The organism is Sphingobacterium multivorum (genome assembly GCF_900457465.1).
Lineage (GTDB): Bacteria > Bacteroidota > Bacteroidia > Sphingobacteriales > Sphingobacteriaceae > Sphingobacterium > Sphingobacterium multivorum.
In genome coordinates, this window is the sequence record NZ_UAUU01000011.1 from 829634 (window position 1) to 854821 (window position 25188).

Annotated in this window: 19 protein-coding genes; 12 read left to right on the forward strand and 7 right to left on the reverse strand. The window is 39.3% G+C overall.

Annotated features, from left to right (window positions below):
* Position 1: 1 nt before the first annotated feature.
* The 10 genes from DTA23_RS27970 to DTA23_RS20795 all read left to right on the forward strand — a co-directional run bounded on the left by DTA23_RS27970 (position 2) and on the right by DTA23_RS20795 (position 11779).
* Complete coding sequence (locus DTA23_RS27970) at positions 2–1057, forward strand: RagB/SusD family nutrient uptake outer membrane protein (protein ID WP_218565430.1); 1056 nt, start codon at positions 2–4, stop codon at positions 1055–1057.
* Positions 1054–1992 carry a RagB/SusD family nutrient uptake outer membrane protein gene (locus DTA23_RS27975; protein ID WP_218565431.1) on the forward strand — a complete coding sequence of 313 codons (939 nt, stop codon included), beginning with the start codon at positions 1054–1056 and terminating at the stop codon, positions 1990–1992. The genes DTA23_RS27970 and DTA23_RS27975 overlap by 4 nt, the downstream gene beginning before the upstream one ends.
* 85 nt (positions 1993–2077) lie before the next feature.
* Positions 2078–3355, forward strand: coding sequence for an alpha-L-fucosidase (locus tag DTA23_RS20755; RefSeq protein WP_239468822.1), 1278 nt, complete (start codon positions 2078–2080; stop codon positions 3353–3355).
* A gap of 352 nt (positions 3356–3707) precedes the next feature.
* Positions 3708–6239, forward strand: coding sequence for a glycoside hydrolase family 2 TIM barrel-domain containing protein (locus DTA23_RS20760; protein WP_083295985.1), 2532 nt, complete (start codon positions 3708–3710; stop codon positions 6237–6239).
* 308 nt (positions 6240–6547) lie between these two features.
* Positions 6548–6733, forward strand: a complete 186-nt coding sequence (locus tag DTA23_RS27240) for a hypothetical protein (protein ID WP_112375908.1) — start codon at positions 6548–6550, stop codon at positions 6731–6733.
* A 5-nt stretch (positions 6734–6738) separates the two neighbouring features.
* Positions 6739–7395 (forward strand): hypothetical protein, encoded by a 657-nt coding sequence (locus DTA23_RS20770; protein WP_112375909.1) that lies wholly within the window; start codon positions 6739–6741, stop codon positions 7393–7395.
* Positions 7396–7560: 165 nt separating this feature from the next.
* Positions 7561–7899, forward strand: coding sequence for a hypothetical protein (locus DTA23_RS20780; RefSeq protein WP_146753157.1), 339 nt, complete (start codon positions 7561–7563; stop codon positions 7897–7899).
* The gene (locus DTA23_RS20785) at positions 7886–9445 is read left to right on the forward strand and encodes a hypothetical protein (RefSeq protein ID WP_112375912.1); all 1560 of its coding nucleotides are present in this window, start codon (positions 7886–7888) and stop codon (positions 9443–9445) included. The genes DTA23_RS20780 and DTA23_RS20785 overlap by 14 nt, the downstream gene beginning before the upstream one ends.
* A 40-nt stretch (positions 9446–9485) precedes the next feature.
* Entirely contained in the window at positions 9486–9824 is a 339-nt protein-coding gene (locus tag DTA23_RS20790) for a hypothetical protein (protein WP_070566777.1), read from the forward strand.
* A gap of 5 nt (positions 9825–9829) precedes the next feature.
* The gene (locus DTA23_RS20795) at positions 9830–11779 is read left to right on the forward strand and encodes a leucine-rich repeat domain-containing protein (protein ID WP_112375913.1); all 1950 of its coding nucleotides are present in this window, start codon (positions 9830–9832) and stop codon (positions 11777–11779) included.
* Positions 11780–12185: 406 nt separating this feature from the next.
* Here DTA23_RS20795 and DTA23_RS20800 read toward each other — a convergent pair whose 3' ends face one another.
* Positions 12186–12968, reverse strand: coding sequence for a DUF6794 domain-containing protein (locus DTA23_RS20800; protein WP_146753159.1), 783 nt, complete (start codon positions 12966–12968; stop codon positions 12186–12188).
* A gap of 307 nt (positions 12969–13275) precedes the next feature.
* On the opposite strand from DTA23_RS20800, the gene DTA23_RS20805 reads away from it, so the two are divergent.
* A complete protein-coding gene (locus DTA23_RS20805; protein WP_112375915.1) occupies positions 13276–13893 on the forward strand; it encodes a DUF4932 domain-containing protein in 618 nt (205 codons plus the stop codon).
* A gap of 132 nt (positions 13894–14025) precedes the next feature.
* Complete coding sequence (locus DTA23_RS20810; RefSeq protein ID WP_172462476.1) at positions 14026–14709, forward strand: DUF4932 domain-containing protein; 684 nt, start codon at positions 14026–14028, stop codon at positions 14707–14709.
* A gap of 757 nt (positions 14710–15466) precedes the next feature.
* Here the strand turns inward: DTA23_RS20810 and DTA23_RS20815 are convergent.
* From DTA23_RS20815 to DTA23_RS20835, 6 genes are read right to left on the reverse strand one after another with little or no spacing between them, the layout of a single operon-like run.
* Complete coding sequence (locus tag DTA23_RS20815; protein WP_256604527.1) at positions 15467–17110, reverse strand: glycoside hydrolase family 97 protein; 1644 nt, start codon at positions 17108–17110, stop codon at positions 15467–15469.
* Positions 17111–17148: 38 nt separating this feature from the next.
* Positions 17149–17634, reverse strand: coding sequence for a glycoside hydrolase family 97 N-terminal domain-containing protein (locus DTA23_RS29580; protein WP_256604529.1), 486 nt, complete (start codon positions 17632–17634; stop codon positions 17149–17151).
* A 49-nt stretch (positions 17635–17683) separates the two neighbouring features.
* Positions 17684–19063 (reverse strand): alpha-galactosidase, encoded by a 1380-nt coding sequence (locus DTA23_RS20820; protein ID WP_146753161.1) that lies wholly within the window; start codon positions 19061–19063, stop codon positions 17684–17686.
* A 5-nt stretch (positions 19064–19068) separates the two neighbouring features.
* A complete protein-coding gene (locus DTA23_RS20825; RefSeq protein ID WP_112375918.1) occupies positions 19069–20208 on the reverse strand; it encodes a SusE domain-containing protein in 1140 nt (379 codons plus the stop codon).
* Positions 20209–20242: 34 nt separating this feature from the next.
* The gene (locus tag DTA23_RS20830; RefSeq protein ID WP_112375919.1) at positions 20243–21952 is read right to left on the reverse strand and encodes a RagB/SusD family nutrient uptake outer membrane protein; all 1710 of its coding nucleotides are present in this window, start codon (positions 21950–21952) and stop codon (positions 20243–20245) included.
* A 20-nt stretch (positions 21953–21972) separates the two neighbouring features.
* Complete coding sequence (locus DTA23_RS20835; protein WP_174890607.1) at positions 21973–24915, reverse strand: SusC/RagA family TonB-linked outer membrane protein; 2943 nt, start codon at positions 24913–24915, stop codon at positions 21973–21975.
* Positions 24916–25188 lie beyond the last annotated feature (273 nt).

Below are 25188 nucleotides of genomic sequence, written 5' to 3' on the forward strand. Positions count from 1 at the left end.
TATGAAAACGACATATTATTTTTCTACAATTTCTTGGTTGTTATCGATGACCGTGCTGTTCACTTTGCATTCCTGTAACAAGTATCTGGACAGGGAACCCTTATCCAATGTAACGCCGCAGGAATATTTAAATACCGAAGCTGATTTAGCCGCATATACGGTTGGACGTTATGCCTTTCCATCACATTCTGGCTGGGGGCTTGGCACATTTGCCAACGATAACGGTACCGATAACCAGGTGACTTCAAGTTATTCGACTCGTTGGGTTCCGGGAGAATGGCGTGTGCCGAGTTCGGGCGGCGAATGGGATTTTGCTCAGATTAGACAGTTGAACTATTTTCTCGAACAGGTACTTCCAAAATGGAAGAGCGGTAAGTTAACAGGAAATTCAGCAAATATAACTCATTATGTGGGTGAAGCGTATTTTTTGAGAGCGTATGAATATTTTAATAAAGTACAGGCGCTGGGTGATTTTCCGATTGTTAAAAATACACTCAAAGATAATATGGAGGAGCTGACGGCTACTTCCATTCGACAACCTAGAAATATGGTGGTTAGATTTATTCTTTCTGATTTGGATTCGGCAATTACGTTGTTGAACGATGTAGCCCCTGACGGAAAAAACCGTATTTCAAAAAAGGCCGCTTTACTTTTTAAATCTCGTGTAGGGTTATTTGAAGGCTCTTGGCTAAAATACCACAAAGGAACTGCTTTCGTCCCTGGCGGAACTGGCTGGCCGGGCGCAAAATCGCACCCAAATTTTTCGATCAATATCGATAATGAGATCAATTATTTCTTAGAACAGTCGATGACTGCAGCTGCTCAGGTAGCCGATGCAGTCGAACTTGTCGGAAATACAAAGGATGATGGTTATAATTCATCTTCGAACCCCTATTTCAAAATGTTTGGCGACGAGAATCTAAATGGTTACAGCGAAGTACTTTTATGGCGGAGTTATTCAATGCCTTTAGGAATTACGCATGCTGTAAATCACTACATGAACCGTAATGGCGAAATTCTGGATATTCAAGAGGCCTTGTGGAAAATTTTACGATGAAAAACGGACTGCCTATTTATGTTTCGAACTCCGGTTATGCAGGCGACGATTCCATCAGCCTCGTCAAAAAAAATCGGGATAATCGCTTACAGCTCTTTATGAAAGCACCTGGTGAATTGAGTTATACCAACCAGATTTCTTCGACAGGTGCTGTACAGACAGAGCCGAGACCAGATATTATCGGACTAGCCGAAACAAGGTACGTGACAGGTTATGCCGTGAAAAAAGGAATGAGTTATCTTTTTGCCCAAGCTGAGGGACAGACTGGTACCACAGGCTCAATTATATTTCGTGCTGTTGAGGCTTATTTAAACTATATTGAAGCAAGTTATCTTGCAAAGGGAATGATCGATGCAAAAGCGAATAGTTACTGGACAAAAATCAGAGAAAGAGCAGGTGTAAATACAGATTTTATGGCAACCGTAAATGCGACAGACATGCAAAAGGAAGCTCAAGGTGATTTTGCAGCATATTCTGCTGGGCAGTTACTATCCGACAAACTTCTTTATAATATTAGAAGGGAGCGCCGTTTAGAACTAGTTGCTGAGGGATTTAGATTTAATGATCTTAGGCGTTGGCGGGCGTTGGATCAATTGGCAAGCAATCCATACATTATTGAAGGGATGAGACTGTGGGGGCCTATGCAAGACTGGTACAAAGATAAAGGTGTATCGACTTTAATCGTACCCGGCACAGCAGGAAAAACCGCAAATGTGTCCTCACCACAGGAAAGTCAATATTTAAGACCCTATCGGATTAATCTTTCGGCTAACAATCTTGTTCTAAAAGGCTATAGCTGGACCAGTGCCCACTATTTGTCTCCTATAGCCATAAGTCATTTGAGCATAACTTCAACAGATGGTAGCCCAGCTGGTTCAATTATTTATCAAAATCCGAATTGGCCTTTAGTTGCCAATCAGGGAGCCAATCAATAATTGGTCGGAACCTTTACGAAAACTTTGAAGATAAGATAGTTCGGAGATTATTCCGGCTATCTTATTTTTGTCAGATAAATATCAAATGAAGAAAATTAATACAATTACATTACTGTTATTGGCAGCGGTTTTTCACGCTTCGGCTCAAAATATGATTGCATTACAACCCGGAGAATCAGAATCTGCTATTGTAACCAAAGCTGCCAACGTGATACCGACCCAAAGACAGCTTGATTGGCAAAAGCTGGAAGTGACCGGATTTCTCCATTTTGGGATCAATACCTTCACAAATAAGGAATGGGGTGAAGGGAAAGACGATCCAAAATTATTTAATCCGACGCAATTAGATGCAGAACAATGGGTTAGGACAGCAAAGGAAGGTGGAATCAAACTTTTGATTCTTACGGCGAAGCATCACGATGGCTTCTGCCTCTGGCAAACGAATACAACAGACTATTCGGTTAAAAATTCTCCTTACAAAAAGGGAAAAGGAGATATTTTTGGCGAACTTGCTGCGGCCTGTAAAAAATACGATATGAAGTTGGGGGTATATCTTTCCCCTTGGGATCGACATGAAGCTTCTTATGGGTCAGAAGCTTATAATGATTTTTTTGTTGCCCAATTGAGCGAATTACTGACCCGATATGGTCAGATTGATGAAGTTTGGTTTGATGGTGCTAACGGAGAGGGACCTAACGGTAAAAAGCAGGAATACGATTGGAATCGTTATTATCAGGTTATACGTGAAAAACAACCTGAGGCCGTTATCGCAGTTATGGGACCCGATGTAAGATGGGTCGGTACAGAAACGGGGTATGGACGGGACACAGAATGGTCAGTTGTACCGGCTAGTAATCTAGCACAAAATCAGATAGCTGCAGGATCGCAACAGCAGATGAATATTAAACCGGCCGGAGATATGCGTAATAAAGATCTTGGGAGCAGAGAAAGGATCAAAGAGGCAAAAGGGCTGGTATGGTACCCAGCGGAAACTGATGTTTCTATACGCCCGGGATGGTTCTATCACGAGGAAGAGGATAACAAAGTCAAAAGCCCGGGTAAGTTGATGGATATTTATTTTAATTCGGTAGGGAAAAATGGTGTCTTGTTGCTTAATATTCCACCAACAACTGCAGGTTTGATTCATTCGGTAGATGCTGCAAATTTAAAAAAGTGGAATGACTGGCGCACAGCATTGTTTTCGAAAAATCTTTTAAGCAAAGCTAAACTCCTTACTGCAGGCCTCGTTTTAAAAAAATGGAAAAAAATGCCATTTTGGACGACGAAAGATGAAAAAAACAGCATAGCAACTTTTGAATATACCCTACCTAAAGCAACCGCGTTCAACGTTCTTTCCTTATAGGAAACCATCGCTTTAGGGCAACGTGTCGAGCGATTTAATTTGGAGATCTGGCAAGATGGAGTCTGGAGAGAAGTGTCGAAAGGAACTACTATCGGTAACAAACGTTTATTGACTTTTCCGACAGTTAGTGCCCAGAGATTAAGAATCAACATTTTACAATCTCGCCTAAACCCGCAAATAGAACAGCTGGAACTCTATTTCAATGAAAAAGGAGCATTTGAATAGCACATCATGATTTCAGCTTTAATTCCAATCACAAAAGATCTGAATAATTTTATTATGTTATACATAAGTTGTATTTTCGGATCTTCAATTTGTTTTTATGAACAAACTCAACCTTAAAATGCTATAGATGCAAAAAGAATCTAAATCTTATTTATCCATTTTTTCAACCCGAGGACTGAAATTTATACTATGTGCAATAATATCTATTGGACCAAATACTTTATTTGCTCAGGAACGAATAGTAACCATGCTCGAGGATGGATGGAAATTTACAAAACATGATCAGCCAAACTTCGCTGATATCGGATTGATTACAAGCGAATGGCAGACTGTTCGTGTTCCGCATGATTGGGCAATTTATGGCCCATTTAGTGCCAACAATGATAAGCAGCATATGGCTATTGCTCAAGATGGACAAAAGGAAGCATTGGAACATGCAGGTCGGACTGGTGGACTTCCGTTTGTAGGCGTTGGCTGGTATCGTAAAGAATTTGAATTGCCACAAAACGTTCAAAATAAGCGCACGGTTTTACAGTTTGATGGTGCTATGAGCAATGCTGTCGTTTTTGTGAATGGGAAAAAGGTCGGCAATTGGCCTTATGGCTATAATAGTTTTTATTTTGACGTTTCCGAGTATGTGAGTCCGGGTCAAAATTTGGTCGCGGTAAGATTAGAAAATAAGTCTGAGTCATCCCGCTGGTACCCTGGCGCAGGATTGTATCGAAATGTTCGATTGGAGATCACTGAAAAAACAAGTATTGCACATTGGGGCACCTATATTACGACGCCTGAGATCACAAAGGATTTCGCTCGAATTCAGGTTCGGACTGATTTAGCCGGTATAGATCTGTCGAAAGATTCTCTTTCCTTAGAAACTATTCTTATCGATAGCCATGGACGCATCGTGGCGAAGAAGAATGATCAGATAGGCAACTACCAGATCCAGCAGATGCAACAGGAATTGTTCGTTGAGAAACCACAATTGTGGGAATTGCAATCCCCCAATTTATATAAGGCTGTCAGCAAGCTCTATCAGAACGGCAAATTAATCGATAAATATCAAACCGTATTTGGAATCAGAAGCATTGCTATGGTACCCAATAAAGGGTTTTATTTGAATGGAAAGCTGACCGTATTTAAAGGAGTGTGTTTGCATCATGATTTGGGGCCTTTGGGAGCAGCTGTGAATGATGCCGCTATTAGGCGGCAGTTACGAATAATGAAAGATATGGGCGTTAATGCCATTCGCACTTCCCATAATATGCCGGCTCCGGAGCTGGTGCAAGCCTGTGACGAAATGGGTATTATGCTAATGGCGGAAAGTTTTGATGAATGGAAAATTCCCAAAATGAAGAATGGGTACAATCAATATTTTAACGATTGGGCCGAAAAAGATCTTGTAAATCTGATACGGCATTACCGCAATAATCCAAGCGTTGTGATGTGGTGTATTGGAAATGAAGTACCCGAACAAGGAAGTCCTGACGGATCTAAGGTCGCGCGGTATCTGCAAGATATTTGCCATCGTGAGGATCCATCTCGCCCCGTTACCCAGGGGATGGACAACCCTGATGCGGTTATAAATAGTAGCTTTGCCTCAACGATGGATGTTGCAGGCTTTAATTATCGTCCATTTAAATACCCCGAAGCCTATAAAAAGTTACAACAGCAGTTAATTCTTGGTACTGAAACTGCGTCTACTTTGAGTTCTAGAGGTGTTTATAAATTTCCCGTTGAACGAAAATCGATGGCAAAATATGACGACCATCAGGCTTCGAGTTATGATGTAGAGCATTGTTCCTGGTCGGATTTGCCTGAAGATAACTTTATTCAGCATGACGATCTACCTTACGCAATAGGTGAATTTGTCTGGACAGGGTTCGATTATTTGGGCGAACCGACACCCTACTATACAGATTGGCCAAGTCATAGTTCTTTGTTCGGTATTGTAGATCTTGCCGGTATCCCTAAAGATCGATATTATCTTTATCGTAGCCATTGGAACCAGGAATTGCATACACTTCATATTCTTCCTCATTGGAACTGGAAGGGACGCGAAGGACAGAAAACGCCAATTTTTGTCTATACAGATTACCCTGCAGCGGAAATTTTTATCAATGGAAAAAGTCAAGGAGTAAAAAAGAAAGATTTTGATGTTACCTTGGTAAATTCTAACGATAAAAAGGCACAAAATGATTTTATGCGTCAAAAGCGCTATCGTTTGATGTGGATGGATACTAAATACGAACCGGGTACGGTTACGGTAGTTGCCTATGATTCTTTAGGAAATATAGCTGCAAGAGATAGTGTAAAGACGGCAGGTAAGTTATATACTGTACGTTTAGACGTTGATCGGAAACAATTGAAAGCAAATGGAAAAGATATTGCTTTTATCACAGCTACGCTGGTTGATAAACAGGGGAATATAGTGACAGGCGAAGACCGAGAATTAAAATTCAAGGTAAAAGGTCAGGGGGCATTTAAGGCTGTGGCGAATGGAGATCCAACAAGTTTGGAATCATTTCAGAAGCCTTTCATGAAGTGCTTTAATGGTCAATTGGTTTTTCTTGTTGAAAGCAGAGACTCTGTTGGGGAAATTATAGCAGAAGTAGAAGGAAAAGGATTGAAGAAAGCAAGCGTCAAATTAACGGTGAAGTAAAAGATATGTTTCATCCTATAATGCTGTACAATTAGATAATATAGGTGTGTGTATAGATGGAATTTGCTTGTGGGGCACGATAATCTCATAAAGGTCTATTAAATATTGTAGAGAATTATTTGGCCTAATTAATGCATCAATTAATTATGTTTTAAAAAATGCTTTGATACAACCTTTTTAATATCTTTGGTGAGTAACTTCATTTTATGAAAAGAGCTATTTTTTACTATTGTGCTCAGCTATTTTTCTTAATTCTAATTTATTAATTGGAGGATGTTCCAAGAAGGAGAATATTGCGAGCAAAACCGATGAATATTATTGATCAGGCAGAAATATTATATCCTTTGAATCTTGTTGTAAGTGCTGCAAACAAAGATTTAATAGAGTTATCTTGGGATAAGGTGAACAGTTCGCATTTTAAGCCAGTATCCTATGCGATATATGTCGATAATAAGCTTGTAGCGAAGGATCTTAGTATAACAAATACAGCTTAATTAATTTGCTTGGCGATACAAATTATAAGATCCGTGTAATTGCGAGTTCCCAAACGGGAATAACACAAGAACAAAGCATAGATGCAAGAACTGTTGGAGGCAGCACAACTAACGGAAGTACTTATGTTGAATACAAAATTCATACGCAATCACGTATAACGGGCAATAATAGCATCCGTCTTCTGGAAGATGGTGGACATTTAATCTGTACATTTTTGCAGCATGAGGGGGGAGAAACAAATTTTAAACTGATTGTATATCGTACAAATAATAAAGGCCAGATTATATGGTATCGCTTGATCCAGGATCTAAATTATTATGATTTACCACCACATGTAGTGTTGCCTTCTAAGCAAGATGAAGCTTTCATTATTGTTAAACACGATATTTATGTCATTGATCAGACGAATGGTAAACTGAAACTGGAGAAGCCCGTTTCGATAGATTTGTCTCCGAATGATTACGTTTCATCAGTTCAGTTTGACGCGTCACATAACATGATCATGGGTACAGGTGGGGGAGAGCTGTTAAAGGTTACTACCAGCGACTTTAAAGTTGTTTGGAAACGTAAAAATAGCTCCGTTGGCATTTCTTCAATTCAGTTAGACAATGCGCAACAGATCTATTATAGTTTGCTTGATTCTGAAGCAACAAAAAATTAAGGTGCAAAAAAACAGATCGGGACGGTAATGTGCTGGCTACTTTTGAGTTTGATGGAAAGCTTCCTGGCGATTACGAACGTCAATACCATATGCCTATTTTACTGAAAGATAAAAATGATATTTTTTATCTCTGGGGTTTTGACTTCTATTCCTATTCGTTAAGGTATGTCAAATTTGATAAGAATGGCAATGTCAAGGCAAAAATTGGGTGAGTACGTCAATTTAAAGCCAGCAGGAGCTTTTTTTGATAATGATAACAATATTGTGGTCTATGGACAGCAAGAAGGTGGTGGAATATCCACTTATGGTACTATAAATAAGTATGACAGTGATCTGAAGCTCTTATCGACTTTACAATATCCTAATTTGGAGATGCATATGTTTAAAAATATGACCCAGAATGTCGATAATTCATACAACCTGTTTTTCTATTATATACAAACCTGGTCCTATGAAAATTTGAATTTCATTTATATTAAAACAAAATCAAATGGGCAACTTTAACAAATACCTTTGTCTACTGGGGCTTGTTTTTCTTATGTCGGCCTGTAAAACTGAAAAAAATGAGGTTTTTCCAAGGATTATTAATGAGGCCATCACTAGTGTCCGGGATAAAGAAATTTCAATGACCTATCAGATTTCCAGTCTAGGATATACAAAATCGGGCGTCAGGTACTATAAAAAAGATAATCCCAGTCAAGGAAAAAGTGTTGAAGCTGTTCGTGAAGGCGATATGTTTCGACTCACATTGAATGAACTGGATTCCGAATCTACTTATATTTTGGTGCCTTACATCGAGTATAATGGCAACACAATAGAATCTGAGCGTAAAACTGAAATAACCACAACTGCTCCATTCCCAGAAGATTTTACGCTATTTTGGCCTACACCCGTGGCAACTTATGACGAGACTGGCAGGTTTACCACTGTTGTAGAAGGAAAGAACCTCCATAATATCAACTTGCGGGATCTCAAATTTCTTTATTGGAAGGACACATTGCACATGGACTATCCGCAAGCGACAAAAAATGGAACTTATCAAATCAACCTGTCGGGGTATTATCCGTACAGAGATGGTAACCATATGATGCGTGTTCTCTACAAAGAGAAAGAGATTATTGGACAAGCCATTGATTTTATTTATACTGGAAAAGCCTTGTCCTTAAAGCTGAAAAAAACGTCGTTGAGGACTACTTATGCATCTATCTGCAATAATCAAATTTATTATTTTGGAGAAAATTCAGTCTCACTATTTGATCCTGAAACAAGCAGATTACAAAATATTGCTCATATTCCGGATTCGATACGATTTCTTCCTGCAAAATCCGTCTCCTTAAAGAATAAGATATTTTTTGTGTCACAACCAGTAAGCCATATACTGCCTTCTTTAGAACCGGATGCTTTTCATGGCAATGAGCTTCTTTGTCAGGCTTTTGATGTTGAAAAACGTGAGTTTTCAAAATATTATTTTAGCCGGCCCCAACTTAAAGAATCGCACGGTTATAACAATCATGGTATCTTTGTGCACAATAATACGGTCTACCAAACCTACACACTTACGTTGAATTCGCGAGGCATAAAGAACATCGTTGCCAAGTATAGTCCAGAAAAAGACAAATTTGAAGAGATTGCCACTTTCGATATCAATTTTACTAGCGACTGTTTTGTTTCAGTTAATGGCAGATTATATGCACTTGGAATTTCAAATGTATTTGACCAAGGCTTCAATATCGGGTATACCCTAACGGTATATGCTGTTGATGCGGGCACTTTTAAACTCACCGAATTATATCGTGCTGGAACAACCCATCAAACCTATCCTTATGCGCCAGTAGGTGCCATAAATTATGGGGGTGATATTGTATTGGCACTAGACGTTAATAATTTTATGTTATACAACGTAGCAAAAAACACGCTTAATACAGTTCATTTAAGCAGTGATGTAGACCATATGTATTTTGGGGGGATGTTCATTTATAAAGACAAGTATTACCTCAATACGGACTTAAACTTTTTAGAAGGCTCGATTTATGAAATGTCTATCCAATAACAACTGTATATGCTGGTTTATAGGAGTTTTATTAGTCCTTATGAGCTCCTGCAAAAAGGAAACCGTATATAACGAAATAGATGCTTTTGCAGATATTCAAAATAAAGTTACTTTAGATAAAGGCCAGTACATACTGTCTTTTACACTTGCTTCGTATCCATATAGTAAAGTTGAAGTATATGTACACGATGATCTTGCCGTTATGTACAAACAGACCGGAGGAAAAATCTACAATGCCGTGAGTCAAAATAACAATAAGTATAGTGTGTTCTTTTCCCCTTTAGAAAAATCGAAAAAATACTATTATCAACTGATTGTTAACGACAGCAACGGGAATTCAGTGCGTTCAGCAATATTTAATTTTACAACTCAACCTTAATATCCATGTATCATAAGTCTACATTATTTTGGTGTTCATTTCTTTGTGTTTTTTTTGAAAGCTTTTTATTTGTAGCCTGTTCAAAGAAGGAATACCAGGATGTCCTGAAAACAGTATATGAACCTAAGGCCGAGCCCACTGAACTATATGACGAATTCACCGTCCAGCTAAAGGGTAGCGCCTTACAAAAAGGGGAAACAGGTACATGGAGTATAACAAAAGGAACTGTAGTGGAAGATTATGTGAAAATCGACGATCCTAATAACCCTAATTCGTTTTTTAGGGGAGTGCCTGGAGAGGAATATATCCTTACCTGGACGGTAAAAGGTAGTGGTAATAGTAATACGGCCACAGTCGATGTTAAAATACCCGAGTTACATATCGATATTAAGGAAAATACACCTTCATCTTTTAAGACTATACTTCATTTCGCCGTGGATCCTAAATATAAAGGTAAATGGTCTTTCGATAAAGCTTATGGTCATCTACATAGCACATACCACGACGGATGGGCTAGGCCAGTAGAAGAAAACCCTACTATTGAACTGCATGGTTATTCCAATACCAGCTATCAAGTTACCTATACGATGACTTATGCTGGGAAAAATTATCAGTTTACCAAAAAGGTACAGACTGGCGAATATCAAGAAGACGAGGCATTAAATGAATTGCAAATGGGGCGCGGTGGGCGTGTTGTTGAAGATAAGGATGGACATATTATTGAAATAAATATGCAGGCTTCAGGTATTGCACATTGTTTTAATGACCCGGGCTCTTTTCCTGCGCTTAAGGCATTTAAATATCTGAGGAAGCTTATTTTAGGTGGATCTTCATTGAAAGATGTTCCGACTATTTTCGGCGATCATTACCTTGCTCTTGAAGAACTTAGTCTGGATCGGGTAGGCTATTATCTTACCATTCCCGATAATTTTGGCAATCTAACCAAATTGAAATCATTTCACCTCACACCGATGCGAACCCCCGATTTGGGATATACCGTGGTATTGCCAAAAACTTTTGGAAATTTAAAGTCGCTCGAAACCCTTATTATGCGGTATGTCGGCGATGTAGACTTCAACGGCACGTTGGGTAAACTGGTCAATTTAAAACACCTCGATTGCTTTGTTACCCAGCTTCCTTCAGATTTTGGAAACTTGACCAAACTGGTGTCTACGGAAGTTCTCGCGCAACAGGCGTATATCCCATCAAGTTTGAGTCAATGCCGTAATTTGAGGTTTGCACGTTTTAGTTTTGTTTATCCGGGATCATCACCAGTTACCTTGCCTTCGGATATCGATAATTTGACTAAGTTGGACACGCTTGAAATTTACGGAGAAAGTAGGCTTCAGCAACTGCCACAATCTTTTGGTAACCTCAAGAGCTTAAAACAACTTTGGATTCAAGGAGAAAGCTTGCAATCTATTCCTGATAATATTGGGAACTTGTCTAATCTTAGATTCTGGTTAGTGGGCGGTAATTTTAAAACTTTACCGGCTTCGATAGGTAACCTTAAAAAATTAGAAGATCTTTGGCTATCCCCTTCTGTAGAGAAGCTTCCAGATGAGTTCGGCGGATTAAGTAGTTTATCCTATCTGAATATGGAGAATAGTAGACTGACAACTCTACCGGAAACATTCGGAAAACTTAAGAGCCTGAAGGAAATCAATGCAAGGGCATCTTCGATTACTGATTTTCCAAGCAGTTTTGGACAATTGGACGGTCTGCTAAAACTGGATTTCAATTATAGCAAGCTCAAGAAATTTCCTGTAGAGATTTGTGCTTTGAAGGCCGTGAATAACGTTATTTTGAACGGTACAAATTTGGGTCGACTTCCCGATGAAATTTATTCCATGCGCTCAGGTGTGATTTTTACGCTATATCAATGTTTGAATATGGACTATGATCAATTAAAGGAAATCACTGCGAAAAGAGATGGTCTTGTATTTTATTACTGATAAGCGGATCATGATTGCCTGTAAATATGTTAATTTTTAAGGCATGGCCCACAGGAAGTAAACATAAAGTCCGATAGCACAGGGTGCTCCAGATGAATGTTTACAGAATATTTTTGGACGGAAACAAAGGGGTATAACGTAATACTATTCAAGCTTAATGAAGTTTCAAAAATTTCTTTTCGGACGATCAATTTTGGGTAAATTCCAAAAGAATAGAATAAAATGATAAAGGAGCTGACCGCATGATCATCCTTTTTTTTGGAAGTATTATAAGGATAGCGAATGCGAGAAAAAAAAGAATTGTAATAACCGGAAAAACAAACGGTACTAGGCCATCAAAATTCACACAAAGCCCAAAAACTGTTAAAAATAAAATTGGTAATACGATTAGTATTATTGAAAAGTTTTATGGAGTCCAGTACTTTTTATAATACTCTAGCTGCGATTTTACATTGGGATCTTTCCCCTTTAATTTCCTATAATAACTTGTTAATATGATGCCAGACATGTCGTCAGGATGCCTTATTCCCCTTTTATTGAAATATGCGGAGAGCCTTGAACCTCCCCAGAGGCCCCAATTATTTCTCATCCACATTCCAAATCCGAAATGTGAGCCGGCCATAAACTCTGACTCTGTCATTTCTCTTACTTTATTTTTGGTGCTATCATCCCAGAACGAGTCTATTTGGACAAAACAATCGTCAAGGTTTTTCGGGATATAAATACCGGCAATTGTGTCCGCATTCATCCGCTGTCTGATTTCCTTTTTCAATTTGTTTTCCTTCAGTTTGAATGCCTTCAGGAGAGAATCTTCTTTTACATAACCCGCTGAGAGTAGCTGTTTATAGTATTCCAAAATCACATCTTTTTTAAAGTTGTGGATTCCTTTATTATTTAAATATGTAAATAATGGAGATTTTCCAGTCGAAAGGAGCGAGTCAATCAATTCAAATTCACTTTCAAGTTCATTGTCGGTTAATTCACTTAACTCTACCTCATCACTATACTTGATTACGTTTTTTAGGCTATCGGAAACGTTAAGATTTAAGAATGAGGCTGTTTCTTTCAGATTTCTAGGAAGGGAGTTTTGAGCAGAAGCAGAGGGCAGTGACCAAACAACTGATATAAGTGCAAGCAATATAAATCTTAGGGTGGCCATATTATTGGTGTAAAGCAGTTTTAAATTCAACTAATTAGATCTAAACAATTATTGAACTAATTTAAGAATTTATTCTTTTCTAACAGCTGTCAACTTAGGTAACGTTGCACAAGAAATGTAATATGCTTTCAAACAGTTATAAGACTTAAGTGATCAATTTAATATTAACGAATAAGATTATAGAAAATGGCTGGCAGCCTGTCCAATATTGAACGGTTAGTGTTCAATAACGGTCAGTACTAAGAAGGGAATTCGTTCGTAGTGTGTTGGCAAATAGTGTGTTAAATTTATTGGCAAACTATTTGGAATCCCCATTCAAGTACAAAATAAATAAAAGATGGTAAAGCCTATTTCCAATATGTTCGAAAAAACTTCTAAATATGTATTGATTATCCTATTCAGTTTGTCATTTATGCTTACCTATGGGCAGCGTAACGAAATTATGGATAAGCCAAAAGTTGATGAGCGTATCGAGATTCTGAGTATTGTATTTAGACTTGCTGGCAATCAAGAGTATAGTTCAGGCATTTTTAAGCGCTACGTTGATCGAATCAATGAACACTATGGTCCTTTTAAAGAACACGAATTGATCACTTTTGTCAATAAGATTAAAAATGAAAATGGGATAGGCTACGATGCAGTGATGAGTATGGCCATACATCTTGATGATAAGTTCAATCTTAAGCAAAAAAATATCAACGAAACCCTGGACAAAAGGTGGAGTAGAGCTAATGCTCTTCAATTCGCAACACTGTTAAAGAAGTTTTACAAAGACAGTAATAGCAAAGGATTTTTTCAGGATAACCAGGCACTGTACAATGAGGTACAAAAGCGCTTTCTTCCAATTTATGAACATATTGAATTGGACTGGTACCCTAAATTCTATGGTAAGAAACCATCCGAAAAGTTTTTGATTGTGAATGGTTTGGGGAATGGCGGCGGTAACTATGGGTAGCCATTAAAAATCCACAGGGTCTTAAGGAAGTCTACGCTATTATGGGGACATGGAGTATGGATAGTCTTGGCATGGCTGAATTTCCTTTACAGAGCTATTTCCCTACATTACTTCACGAGTTTAACCACTCCTTTGTTAATTATTTATTGGAAAAAGACACGACAATTTTTAGAGACAGCGGGCGAAAAATTATATAGCGTTGTAAAGGAGAAAATGAACCGGCAGGCATACGGTAGCTGGCAAACGATGTTGAACGAGGCATTGGTTCGAGCTGCGGTTATCAAATATCAAAAAGATCATAATTTCAGCTCCGAAGAGATTTCAAAGGAAACCAATGGACAGCTAGATAGGGGATTTCTTTGGATTGAGAAACTTGTTGATGAACTTGAACACTTTGATCGTCAGCGAGACTTATATCCTACTTTAGAAAGCTATATGCCTGTACTTGCCAAGGTTTATCAATCCTATGCTAAAGATATTTCTTCTTTAGATGCGGCTTTTGAAGAAAGAAGACCAAAAATCATTTCTTTTGAGGGAATTCAGGATGGACAAACCAATGTCAACAACACCTTAAGGGAGCTGAAGATAAATTTCGACAGGCCCTTATTGGGACAGGGACGGTCATTTAGGGGAGTTTCCAAAGAAGGTTTTCCGCTGATAAAAGGACATCGTTATTCTTCAGATAAGAAATCTGTTATCATTGATTGGGAGTTAGAACCAAACAAAAACTATGAAATTATCATTACAGGAAATGCATTCCGTACTGCAGATGGGATACCGATGAAAGACCATTATCTAAAATTTAGTACAAAGTAATTTACTGTAATGGACAATATTTGACCATATACATAATAAATTGTGGCAAAGGTAACTCACATTATCGTTGTGAGAGTTAAATAGGTTCATTCCATTGAGGTATACCGACAAACATATCATTTACAAATTTTTCTGTATACCGCTGCATTCCAGCTTCCTCCTTATCAAAGTAGATCTTTATTTTTGAGCATACTTTAGGGTTGTAGCATAACTTTACGCGGAAGTTTTCGATCCATTCGGCCCGTATAACAATCGTAATTAATTTTTTTTGTGTCTCTGGACAAGCCGATTACAGTGATAGCTTGGCACATCCCAGCATACCAATCGATAATATACACTTTGGTGCCCGGGCTAAACTGTTTAGAGCCTTTGTGGGTTTCCATTTTCCCTTCACCATAACTAATTTCCTGTTTGATATTAGCTACTAATGTCCATAATGGTATAGGTTCTAATGATCCATATTTATTCAGCGCTATTTTAATTAAAATATTTTCGCAACTAGCTTCATGATATGGCTTTACTGGTTTTTGAATTTACAAAACAGGATGTAAGAAATAGAACCGCATATATCACGCATTGCATCTCGTTGGTGGTCCGATATAAAGTTCGCTAATGAACATTAGTTATATCGATCCGTTAAACTATCATAAGTGAGATTGGGAAGAAGGCCTTATTAATTATAGAAATGGATAAGACATTTAGGGATTCATTTCCGTTTGGATCCGAAAAATCCTCCCTATGATCTCATCAATTGCCTTTATTTTTTGATTGGGACAATCGAAACAGCATAACCACCGCCTGCGGCACAATGTTGAACGATAGTATCCTTTTTCGTTACTCTTGTAGTTTTTATGGTATACGCTTGTGGTTTTGTCTTATAGTTTGCGTCTGATGCATCAGCATAAATAGTTGCCAAATAGGTCATTCCGTCATCCAGAAAATCAAATTTTATCTTCGATGTTCTGCTGGAATTTCCATTTACACTTCCTAAAAACCATTTTTCTGTATTTTTTTCTTTACGGGCAACGGTAATATATTGACCAGGTTCAGCCTCTAAATATTTACTGTCATCCCAATCCAGCCCGACATCTTTAATAAATTGAAAAGCATCTGGAAAACGATCATAATTTTCCGGAAAATCTGCTGCCATCTGCAAAGGGCTATACATCGTTACATATAGCGCCAATTGGTTGGCCAACGTACTATTCACATGGGCGCCATTGGCGAGGTTCATTTCAAAAATACCGGGGGTATAATCCATTGGACCGCCAATAAGTCTTGTGAAAGGCAAGATAGTTACATGATTAGGCTTTATGCCACCAAATGCATGGTATTCTGTACCTCTAGCAGATTCATTGCCTATCAAATTTGGCCAGGTACGTGCTAATCCCGTCGGACGTACAGCTTCGTGCTGATTAACCATAATTTGGTAGGAAGCTGCTTTTTCTACAGCATACTGAAAATGGTTATTTGTCCATTGGCTATAGTGGTGTTCACCCAATGGAAGAATATTTCCTACATACCCACTTTTTACAGCATCATAACCCAATTGGTTCATCAGCCTATAGGCTGTATCGATATGGCGCTCATAATTGCGGATAGATCCGGATGTCTCATGATGCATAATCAGTTTCACACCTTTGGCGTGTGCATAATCGTTTAATCCTTTGAGATCAAAATCAGGATAAGGCGTGACAAAATCAAAGACATAATCTTTATCATTACCAAACCAATCTTCCCATCCGATATTCCATCCTTCAACCAAAACACCCTCAAAACCATGCTTCGCAGCAAAATCTATATACTTTTTAACGTTTGCTGTTGTCGCGCCATGGGTACCATTTGGTTTTGCCTTACTGAAATCTGTTATTCCCAACTGGACAGACGGAAATTCATTTGTATAGGACCAACTACTCTTACCGGAAATCATTTCCCACCACACGCCTACATATTTTGTAGGCTTTATCCAGGAAGTATTTTGTATTTTGCTTGGCTCATTCAAATTATAGGTCATCTTAGACGCCAATATATCTCTTGCATCATCACTTACGATAATTGTTCTCCAAGGTGAGGTAGCGGGTGCTTGCATTTTACCCTTATCGCCATGTGAATCTGGTGTAAGCCAAGATTCAAAAACAAAATTTTTGTCATCCAAATTGAGGTGCATCGTCGAGTAATTCAGACAGCTTGCTTCATGTAAATTGATGTAAACACCTTCATTGGTTTTTAGCATCAACGAGGTCTGTACCCCCGTTGGCGAGAAGGAGGTTTGAGAGACGTTTCCACCTTCGTAAGCGCTTCCCATCAAACCCCTTATTTCAGATAGTTTAGATGTGGTATAATTATATTCCTGGGTGTCATAATCGCCAGGAATCCAATAAGCGGTATGGTCACCAGTCATGGCAAACTGGCTACGTTCCTCTTTAATAGTGAAGTAATTTAGGTTTTCTGCAGTGGAAATTCATACCGAAAACCGAGACCATCATCAAATAAACGAAAACGGATAATAATTTGACGCTCTGTTTGTTTTTGGTTTAATGTGACAGCGAGTTCATTATAATGGTTTCTTACATTTTTAGTTTCTCCCCATACCGGTTGCCATGTTTCATCGAAAGTGCTGGTCTTTGAATCGGAGATTTCAAAATTGCTATAAAGCGAGCTCTTCTTTTTTATCTGAATTTCACTATCCGTTTGTCCCTTTAAGTTTAATTCTTCATCCGGTTTGAGCTTGAGTTCCAATCCCAGATTGCTGGTCTTGATTACCACGTTGTTTTTAAACTTTAATTCGTAGGTTGGCGTACCTTCTTTTGTCAATCCAAAGGCCAGTTCAAATCTTCCATTGGGCGATTTTATCTGTTGCCCCCGTGCTACGATCCCGTTACAGCAAAAGACGACAAATAAAAGAAAAATTGATTTTTTCATCATTTCTATTTTAGCATATATATTAAAATTCAGTATTTTTATGAGCTTTGGATTACTTCGTCAATCGCAAAACTGTTACACCATGTGGTGGAATATTCTCAAAATAGGAACTCATTGTCCCCAGGTCTTCATGTTTCCATAAATCCCTTACCCGCCAATGGCTGCCAGATAAATCTGTAAAATTCAATCCTCTGGTTTGATAGTTACTCTCTCTATTAAAAAGGGCTATGACCCAATCACCATTGGTCAACTGACCTTTCCAGATCTGGCTTTTTGGATCTTTCGGATCGTTGGTTAAGGGTTTTCCGACAAATCCATCTTCTCTTAAAGCAAGTAGTTCCCTATTTTGGTAAAGCCAAAGATTTTTATCGATGGAATTATAACGGTCTCCAATTGTGACAGCGCCGCCAGAAATGAAGCATGCTGAGATTACACTCTTCTTTTCATGATCATTTGAAAAAGTATTGATCCGAAGAAAATCAGCATCCAGTATCATCTTTCCTCTGCCTGAAATGTTAGACCAATAGGTCAGACCATCCATGCCATTTGCATATTGTGACCATCCAACACGTTTGATTCCACGTTCATTGTCGCTCCATCGCCACCATTTGCCATCTCCAACATCGTCGTTGACGCGGATCATGTGTCCGTATTTTTGCTCTACCTGCGCATCATTATAGAGATGTGGCATCACCAGACTTAAGAAAATTCCATTTTTATCGCAGGCTTCACGCATCCACCGAAGAGCTTTCTCATAGTACGCCGCCGGACGTACTGGACCTACTGTCCCCATATTCCTATCTTTTCCATCTTCGAACCAGGAAAGAAAATCTACGCGTAGATAGCGCACCCCCATATCCGCATAGTATTGAATATATCCTTTGACATATTCTTCGGCCCCCGGTTTGTCAACTTGTACCCATTTAAACCAGGTGGCCTGCTCATCTTCGTTCATGATGCTGGAAAGGGGAATATTCGTTCCTTTAATTTTTACACCAGCATCAGCAGCCAATTTGATTACCCATAGGGGGTTGTTGTATATTCCCAAAGTCATCCCTCTACCTTTCAGGTTATCGGACCACCAGGCGTAGTCGTGCTTCCATTTGGACGAGTGGGTTGTACGATAACCATCGGCGTTGTATTTAAAGTCGTCGCCCCAGCCGTCGATACAGACCATCTTGTAACCAAAAGATTTTAGGTTGTTGTCGATCCAGTTGATATTCTTTTCCCATTCGTCTTCAGGAATATAACCATCCGTTTCGAAGTTATATTCGTAAGGGCTCCAATATAGTGGGCCGACGAACGGATTTTGCAAACTGTCTGGTTGAATTATCTTTGTGGTTATATCATTTGAAGGAGTTTTTGAACATGCTGTCATAAACAGCATGTTCAAAAATACAAGTGGTGTAGTGAGTTGATGAAATCGTCTCATATGGCCTAGTTTTTGACAATTGAAATTGTTTCGTAAAGCTGGTTGAAGGTAATTTTATACGTTCCAGCTTCGGTAATTTTCCATTTGTTGTCGATTTTACCCTCAGCGATAATTATTGCATCTTTTCCTGTTGTTCCTTCTCCATTGGTTGGTGGCATGAAGAAATCTCCGTCCCAGCTTCCGGTTGCGGTTGGGATCTTAAATTCGCCTACTTTTAATGAGCCTGTATAAGTAAACTCATAAGGGTTTCCTGCGGTAGGCACCATCGGTGTTGGATTATCTATTGTCCAACCAGAAGGCACGGCGTCCCCCACGAGCCATATCTGCTTGTACGGGGTAAAAGGTTTGATCGTTATAAATGGGGTTGCACTGATATTAAGCAGAATCTTGTAAGCGCCAGCAGCTGCGATGTTCCATTTATAATCAGGGTTTCCACCCGGAACCAGCTGAACACCAGTTTCGGAAAGTTTTGGATGGTTTGCTAAAGGCATAAAGAAATCTGTCCCCCAATTTCCTGTCGCTACAGGGATTTTAAAGTCACCAGCATTCAATACTTCATTAAACTTAAACTGAAAGGCGTTGGTCGGATCTTTCTTCATTGCATTTGGGTTCTCAATATTCCAGCCATTTGGCGTAGCATCGCCCACCACCCATAGGGATGCATACGCCGCACCGACCGGACCAGGAACAACCTGTATGCTGATTGTTTTCGATGTAGCGGACAGCGTTTTTGACGGAATTAGTCCGAGCACCGTAATATCCAATTTGGACTCTACATTGACCGTCATCTTCAATTTTTCAACTAGTATAGCGTTCAATTCACCCTGGGTAAACCGTTTGCTTATCGCTCCAGAGGCGACTGCTACACTATCCCGTTGCTCACCGTTTGCCAGGATTATTTTATAAGAGATCATTGAGTTTGAAAATGCCGGCCACGAAACCGTAAGCGCATCCTCAGACGGCTTACTCGGATTAATGACCACTTTATCGGCAGATGCTGTAATATCCGTAATTTCGAATGGCAGTGGGTTAGGTGCATCCAGTTCTTTCGAACAGGACTGCACCATTATTAAACATACGCCCCATAGCAGGATATTTCCAAGTTGCTTTGAAGCCGACAATCTTATTTTCCAATTAAATTTCATAACTTTCAAAAGGTTTTATACTTACTAAAACTGATTAGTATCCGGGATTCTGTTGCAATGACGGAGTTAGTGTGAAAACACTCTGACCAATAGGATAAATTTTAGTATGATCACTATTATCAGGTTCTTTATCCCACCATTTTCCAGAATTGAATTTACCCCAACGAATTAAATCGGTTCGGCGTCTTCCTTCGACCAGGAACTCACGACCCCATTCATCGATCATTTCCTGATCGCTCAATTGCTGTCCCGACTCCAGGTACAGGCTGTTTGAGCCAGTTGGATAGTTACGCTTACGCACCGCATTCAACAATTTTGCGGCGGATCCTTTATCGCCGGTTCTATATTTACATTCAGCTAGTGAATAATAAATTTCAGCAAGTCTAATCTCTGCAAATGCCGAAGAAATGGTATTTGGATCCTTTGAAGGATATATCGGATATTTCGCAACCCATAAGCCAGAGTTGTCATCTGCATGGTTCATATTGGATTCTTTATCTGCGATCTTTGTTCCCGGAGGGGTATCTTTAAACCATCCCACCTGATCACGGGCAAAGATGGTATATCCTCGGTTGCTTTTGACCAATTTTGTCGGATCGCTATAATAGGGGAGGTAACCGAACAAAAACATCCCTTCTCGTTTACTATTGCCAAGATTTTTATATTTCTTTAATCGAAGATCATCTGGATAGCGCTGAAATTTGATAAAGGGTTTACCGAGGGAAAAATTATACTCGACACTGTCCACATCCCGTCCTGGCTGAAGGGCATAGCGGGTATTCATATTTCCGAAATCGGTAAAGCCGAAGAAATTTTGAGCCTGATGCGGTGCCATCCACCAATACATATCCGAACTATAATGCCAGTGTGTGCGGGCCAAAGTTGCAGGGAATCCGTAGATAACTTCACTGGAATTTGCGTTATCGTAATCAAAAGGTTTTGACCATATCGTTTCCAATTGGTAATTGCCATATTTTCCGTCTATGATATCCTGACATACCGCAGCACATTCAGCATATTTGCTTTGACCCGTATAAACTTCAGCATTCAGATAAAGTCTGGCCAACAAGGCTGCAGCTCCGCCTTTTGTCCATCTACCAATCCCCGTTGTGCCGAGATCCTGACGGAGTGGCAATCCGGGAATAGCATCTTTCAGCTCTTTTTCAATAAAGGCGAAGGTTTCAGCAGGTGTCGCTTGCGGCGGAGTTGCAGTTTCACCCTTTACTTTTGTTACCAGTGGAATATTCCGGTATAAATCAAAAGCCCGTAGGTTGAACCAGGCCCGGAGTGTCTTCAGCTCAGCCACAAAGTCGGCCTTTTCCGCTTCAGTGATCTGAACTTTTTGGATATCCACCTTTTCGATATCCTCAAGCGAGTTTGTCGCTAAACTGATACCCTGAAAAAGAGCTTTCCACATATCACTGGTATAATCATCCTGAACTGTCCAGGTATGGTAATGAGCCCGTTGGTATTTGCCTCCATCAAACCAGTCGCCATCTCTATTTGGGGTCATCAATTGGTCGGCAGGGAGTTCCTGCGCGTAAAAGAGACCACCACCCTGAATCGACCAAAAGGCATGTTCAAACGGTCTCAAAAAATCACGGATCACATCTTCTCTTTTCTGTAAGAAATTGTCAGAAGTAATTTTATCATATAAGGTTTCGTCAAGCTTGGTACAGCTTGCGCTTCCCAAAATTAGGGTGCTAATGGAAAGGGGAATTATATAACGTAATGAAAATTTCATCTCTTTGTTGTGTTTAATCGTTAGAATTTAACCTGTAAGCCTGCTAGGAATTGCGCCGTCGATGGATAGTAAGACAAGGAAGTATTTATACCGGGTGTTAGTCCATTAACGGATATTGCTTCAGGATCACCTGTTGTAAACTTGGTGAAAGTATATAGATTCCGTGCTACGGCATACACCCGGATCGAACTGATTTGCTTGACAGGAGGTTTGATATTATAACCAATCGTAATATTGTCGATTTTTACAAAATCACCTTTCTCCAAGAAGTAATCCGAAAGAGTAGAATAGGTCTCTGCATTGGTCAACGCAGCATATTTGCCATTTCCATAAGCCGATTTGAGCACGTTCGCACCAGATTGCGTAACTGGGGTTCCCAGATAAAAAGCTGTAGTGTTAAAGAGGTCGTATTTAAATGAACCTCGTAAAAATACCGAAAGATCGAAGTTTTTGTAGGTAAAGTTCTGTCCCAAACTAGCGGTAAACAATGGTAATCCATTGCCTACAAAACGTTTATCTTCTTCCTTTGCTGTGTTTCCGGGTATAATATTGTTGTCCTTATCATACACCATCAAACGTCCAGTGGCGTCGATACCGGCAGATTCGTACATATAGAAACTGCCGATTCTCCGTCCTTCTTCCAAACGTTGAGCTGGTCCGGGAGACCCCGGCGAAGGCATATAGGACATGAATTGAAAGTTTTGCCCCTTATAAATGTCATTTGAAAAGGAAACGAATTTATTGCTATTTGATGCTCCAGCGAAACTTACCGAATATGAAAAATCTTTCTGGGTGAGGATTTTAGCATTTAATTGAACCTCCAGGCCCGAATTTTTCATAGTACCTACATTGGCAAAGGTTGTTGTTAAAACGAATGGTGGAACCGGAACGTTATAAGAGCCTAGCAGATCTTTATTGGTACGTACATAATAATTGATACTACCACTTATTTTTCGTTGGAAAAGATCAAAATCGACACCGAAATTTAAGTTCTGTGCTTTTTCCCAACGAAGGTCATAGTTGGTATTCTGACTGGGACCCCAAACTTGGTACGATGCCCCGTTAAACGCAAAATAACCATAACCTTGATAAGTATCCAACGAAAGGTAACTGCCAAAGTCCTGATTACCCGTCTCACCGTAATCTGCTCGAAGTTTCAGGTCATTGATCCAAGAAGCTTTCGGAAAGAAATCCTCTTCCATAATTCGCCAGCCTAAGGAGAGCGCGGGGAAATAACCCCATTTGTTCAGTCTTCCAAATTTAGAAGAGCCTTCATAGCGCAAACTTGCCGATGCATAATATTTATTTGCCAAATCATAATTTACCCTTCCAAAAAAAGCGATCAGTTTCGCATCATTTTTATATGAACCAACCGATCTGAATGTGTAATCACCAGGCTGTGGATTGGTAGGAATAGGGACGTCATATTGACCTGAGCCCAGATTGTTATACGTCAGTACATCGGATGGGAAATTTTGGTTACCTGCATTCATTCCTGAATACAGAAAATAATTATATGCATATCCTCCTAATACGTTAATATTATGTCTTCCGAAACTTTGTTTGTAGTTTCCTGTCCATTCAAATACATACTGGTCACTTTTTTTATAATTTCTTCCTGCTGAATTTCTACCACTATTTCCATTAATCGCGCCTGTATTGTAGGACGGTGTAAAATTGAAATCAAAAAAATCAGAAGATTGTTGTGCCAACGTTACCTGCGTAGACAAGTTTTCCAAAATGTTAAGTTTAAAAGCTGCATTCCAGTCCAGGTACTTGCCCTCTGTTCCATCCAATACCGTGCGAAGCTCTTCAACAGGATTATAAGCACCAGAAAAACCCGTATTGATATAATTGAATAAGTTTGGATTTTTTGCATCCATCACCGGCAATGTTGGATTTAGTGTCAAACTTTGATTGAATGCATTATAACTGGCATTATTTGCTTTAAGGAATCTGGGCGCAATGGTTACAGTGGCTGTATACAGGTTATTGGCCGAGGTATGGGACAGATTCAACCGCGCCCCGTATTCTTTCTTGTCTGAACGTAAGTCCAATCCATGAGCATTGCGCAGGTCAAATGAGACGATATAATTGGTTTGTTTGTTTCCACCAGCTAACTGAAGCGTGTTTTTTTGATTAAAGGCGAATTTGCGCGATACTTCGTTAAACCAATTGGTATTTCCTCCAAAATCCGTTCCTCGGTTGTGTTTTAAAAAATCTTCGGCACTGAGAACCTGGATACGGTTATTCGGTAAGTCAAAACTCGCATATCCATCATAAAATGCGTAAGGCTCAGATGTGCCTTTTTTTGTTGTGATAATAATTACGCCATTGCTCCCACGTGTTCCATAGATAGCAGAAGCTGCACCTCCTTTGAGTATATCGATTGATTCAATATCGTTTTGATTTAAGTTGTCAACATTTCCCCCAGGAACACCATTAACCACATAAAGCGGTCCAAGTCCGGCGTTGCGGGAAGACACACCACGTAGTTGCAGACTGGGAGAGGAATTCGGATCTGACTGGCCAGTGTTTACTACACTGAGTCCGGCTACCTTGCCAGCAAGAGCATTAAGTACGCCATTTCCACCAAATACGTTGAGATCCTTACCGTTTAGATGTGTAATGGCGCTGGTTACTTCTTTTTTATCTAGAGTTCCGTAGCCAACTACTACAACGTCAGCTAATCTTTCTTCATTTGTTTCAAGCGTTAGATTATAGACAGTGGCGTTATCAATATTCTTTTCCAATTTTTTATAGCCTAGAAAACTTATCTGTAATTTATCCCCGACATTTACTGCGGATAGTGAAAATCTTCCTTCGTCATCTGTTTTAGTAGCTTTTGGTTTTCCGGATACGGTAATAGAAACACCGGCCATTGGTTTACCTGTCACATCAAGAATTTTCCCTTGAATGTTTTTTTCTTGAGCTTGTACCCATGTCATTATCAGTATCCACATAAACACAGTTAATAGATACTTTAAAGACGAGCACTGTCTTAAATAGATTACCCTCATAAATTGGTTGTTTAAAATTTTTAAATTATCCCTTTTTTGCTGCTTAGGTAGTTTCTAAAACAGCCATTGGTTACAGTTCCAAATCTAGAAAAACCAAATCCCAGGAAAAAGATCGTAAACGCAAAATATAAGTCTAGAGAATGTTTAAGTATTTGATTATTAGGTGTTATGTCTATATTTTTCCAAAGAAAAATATAGATATAACGGCAGTAAATT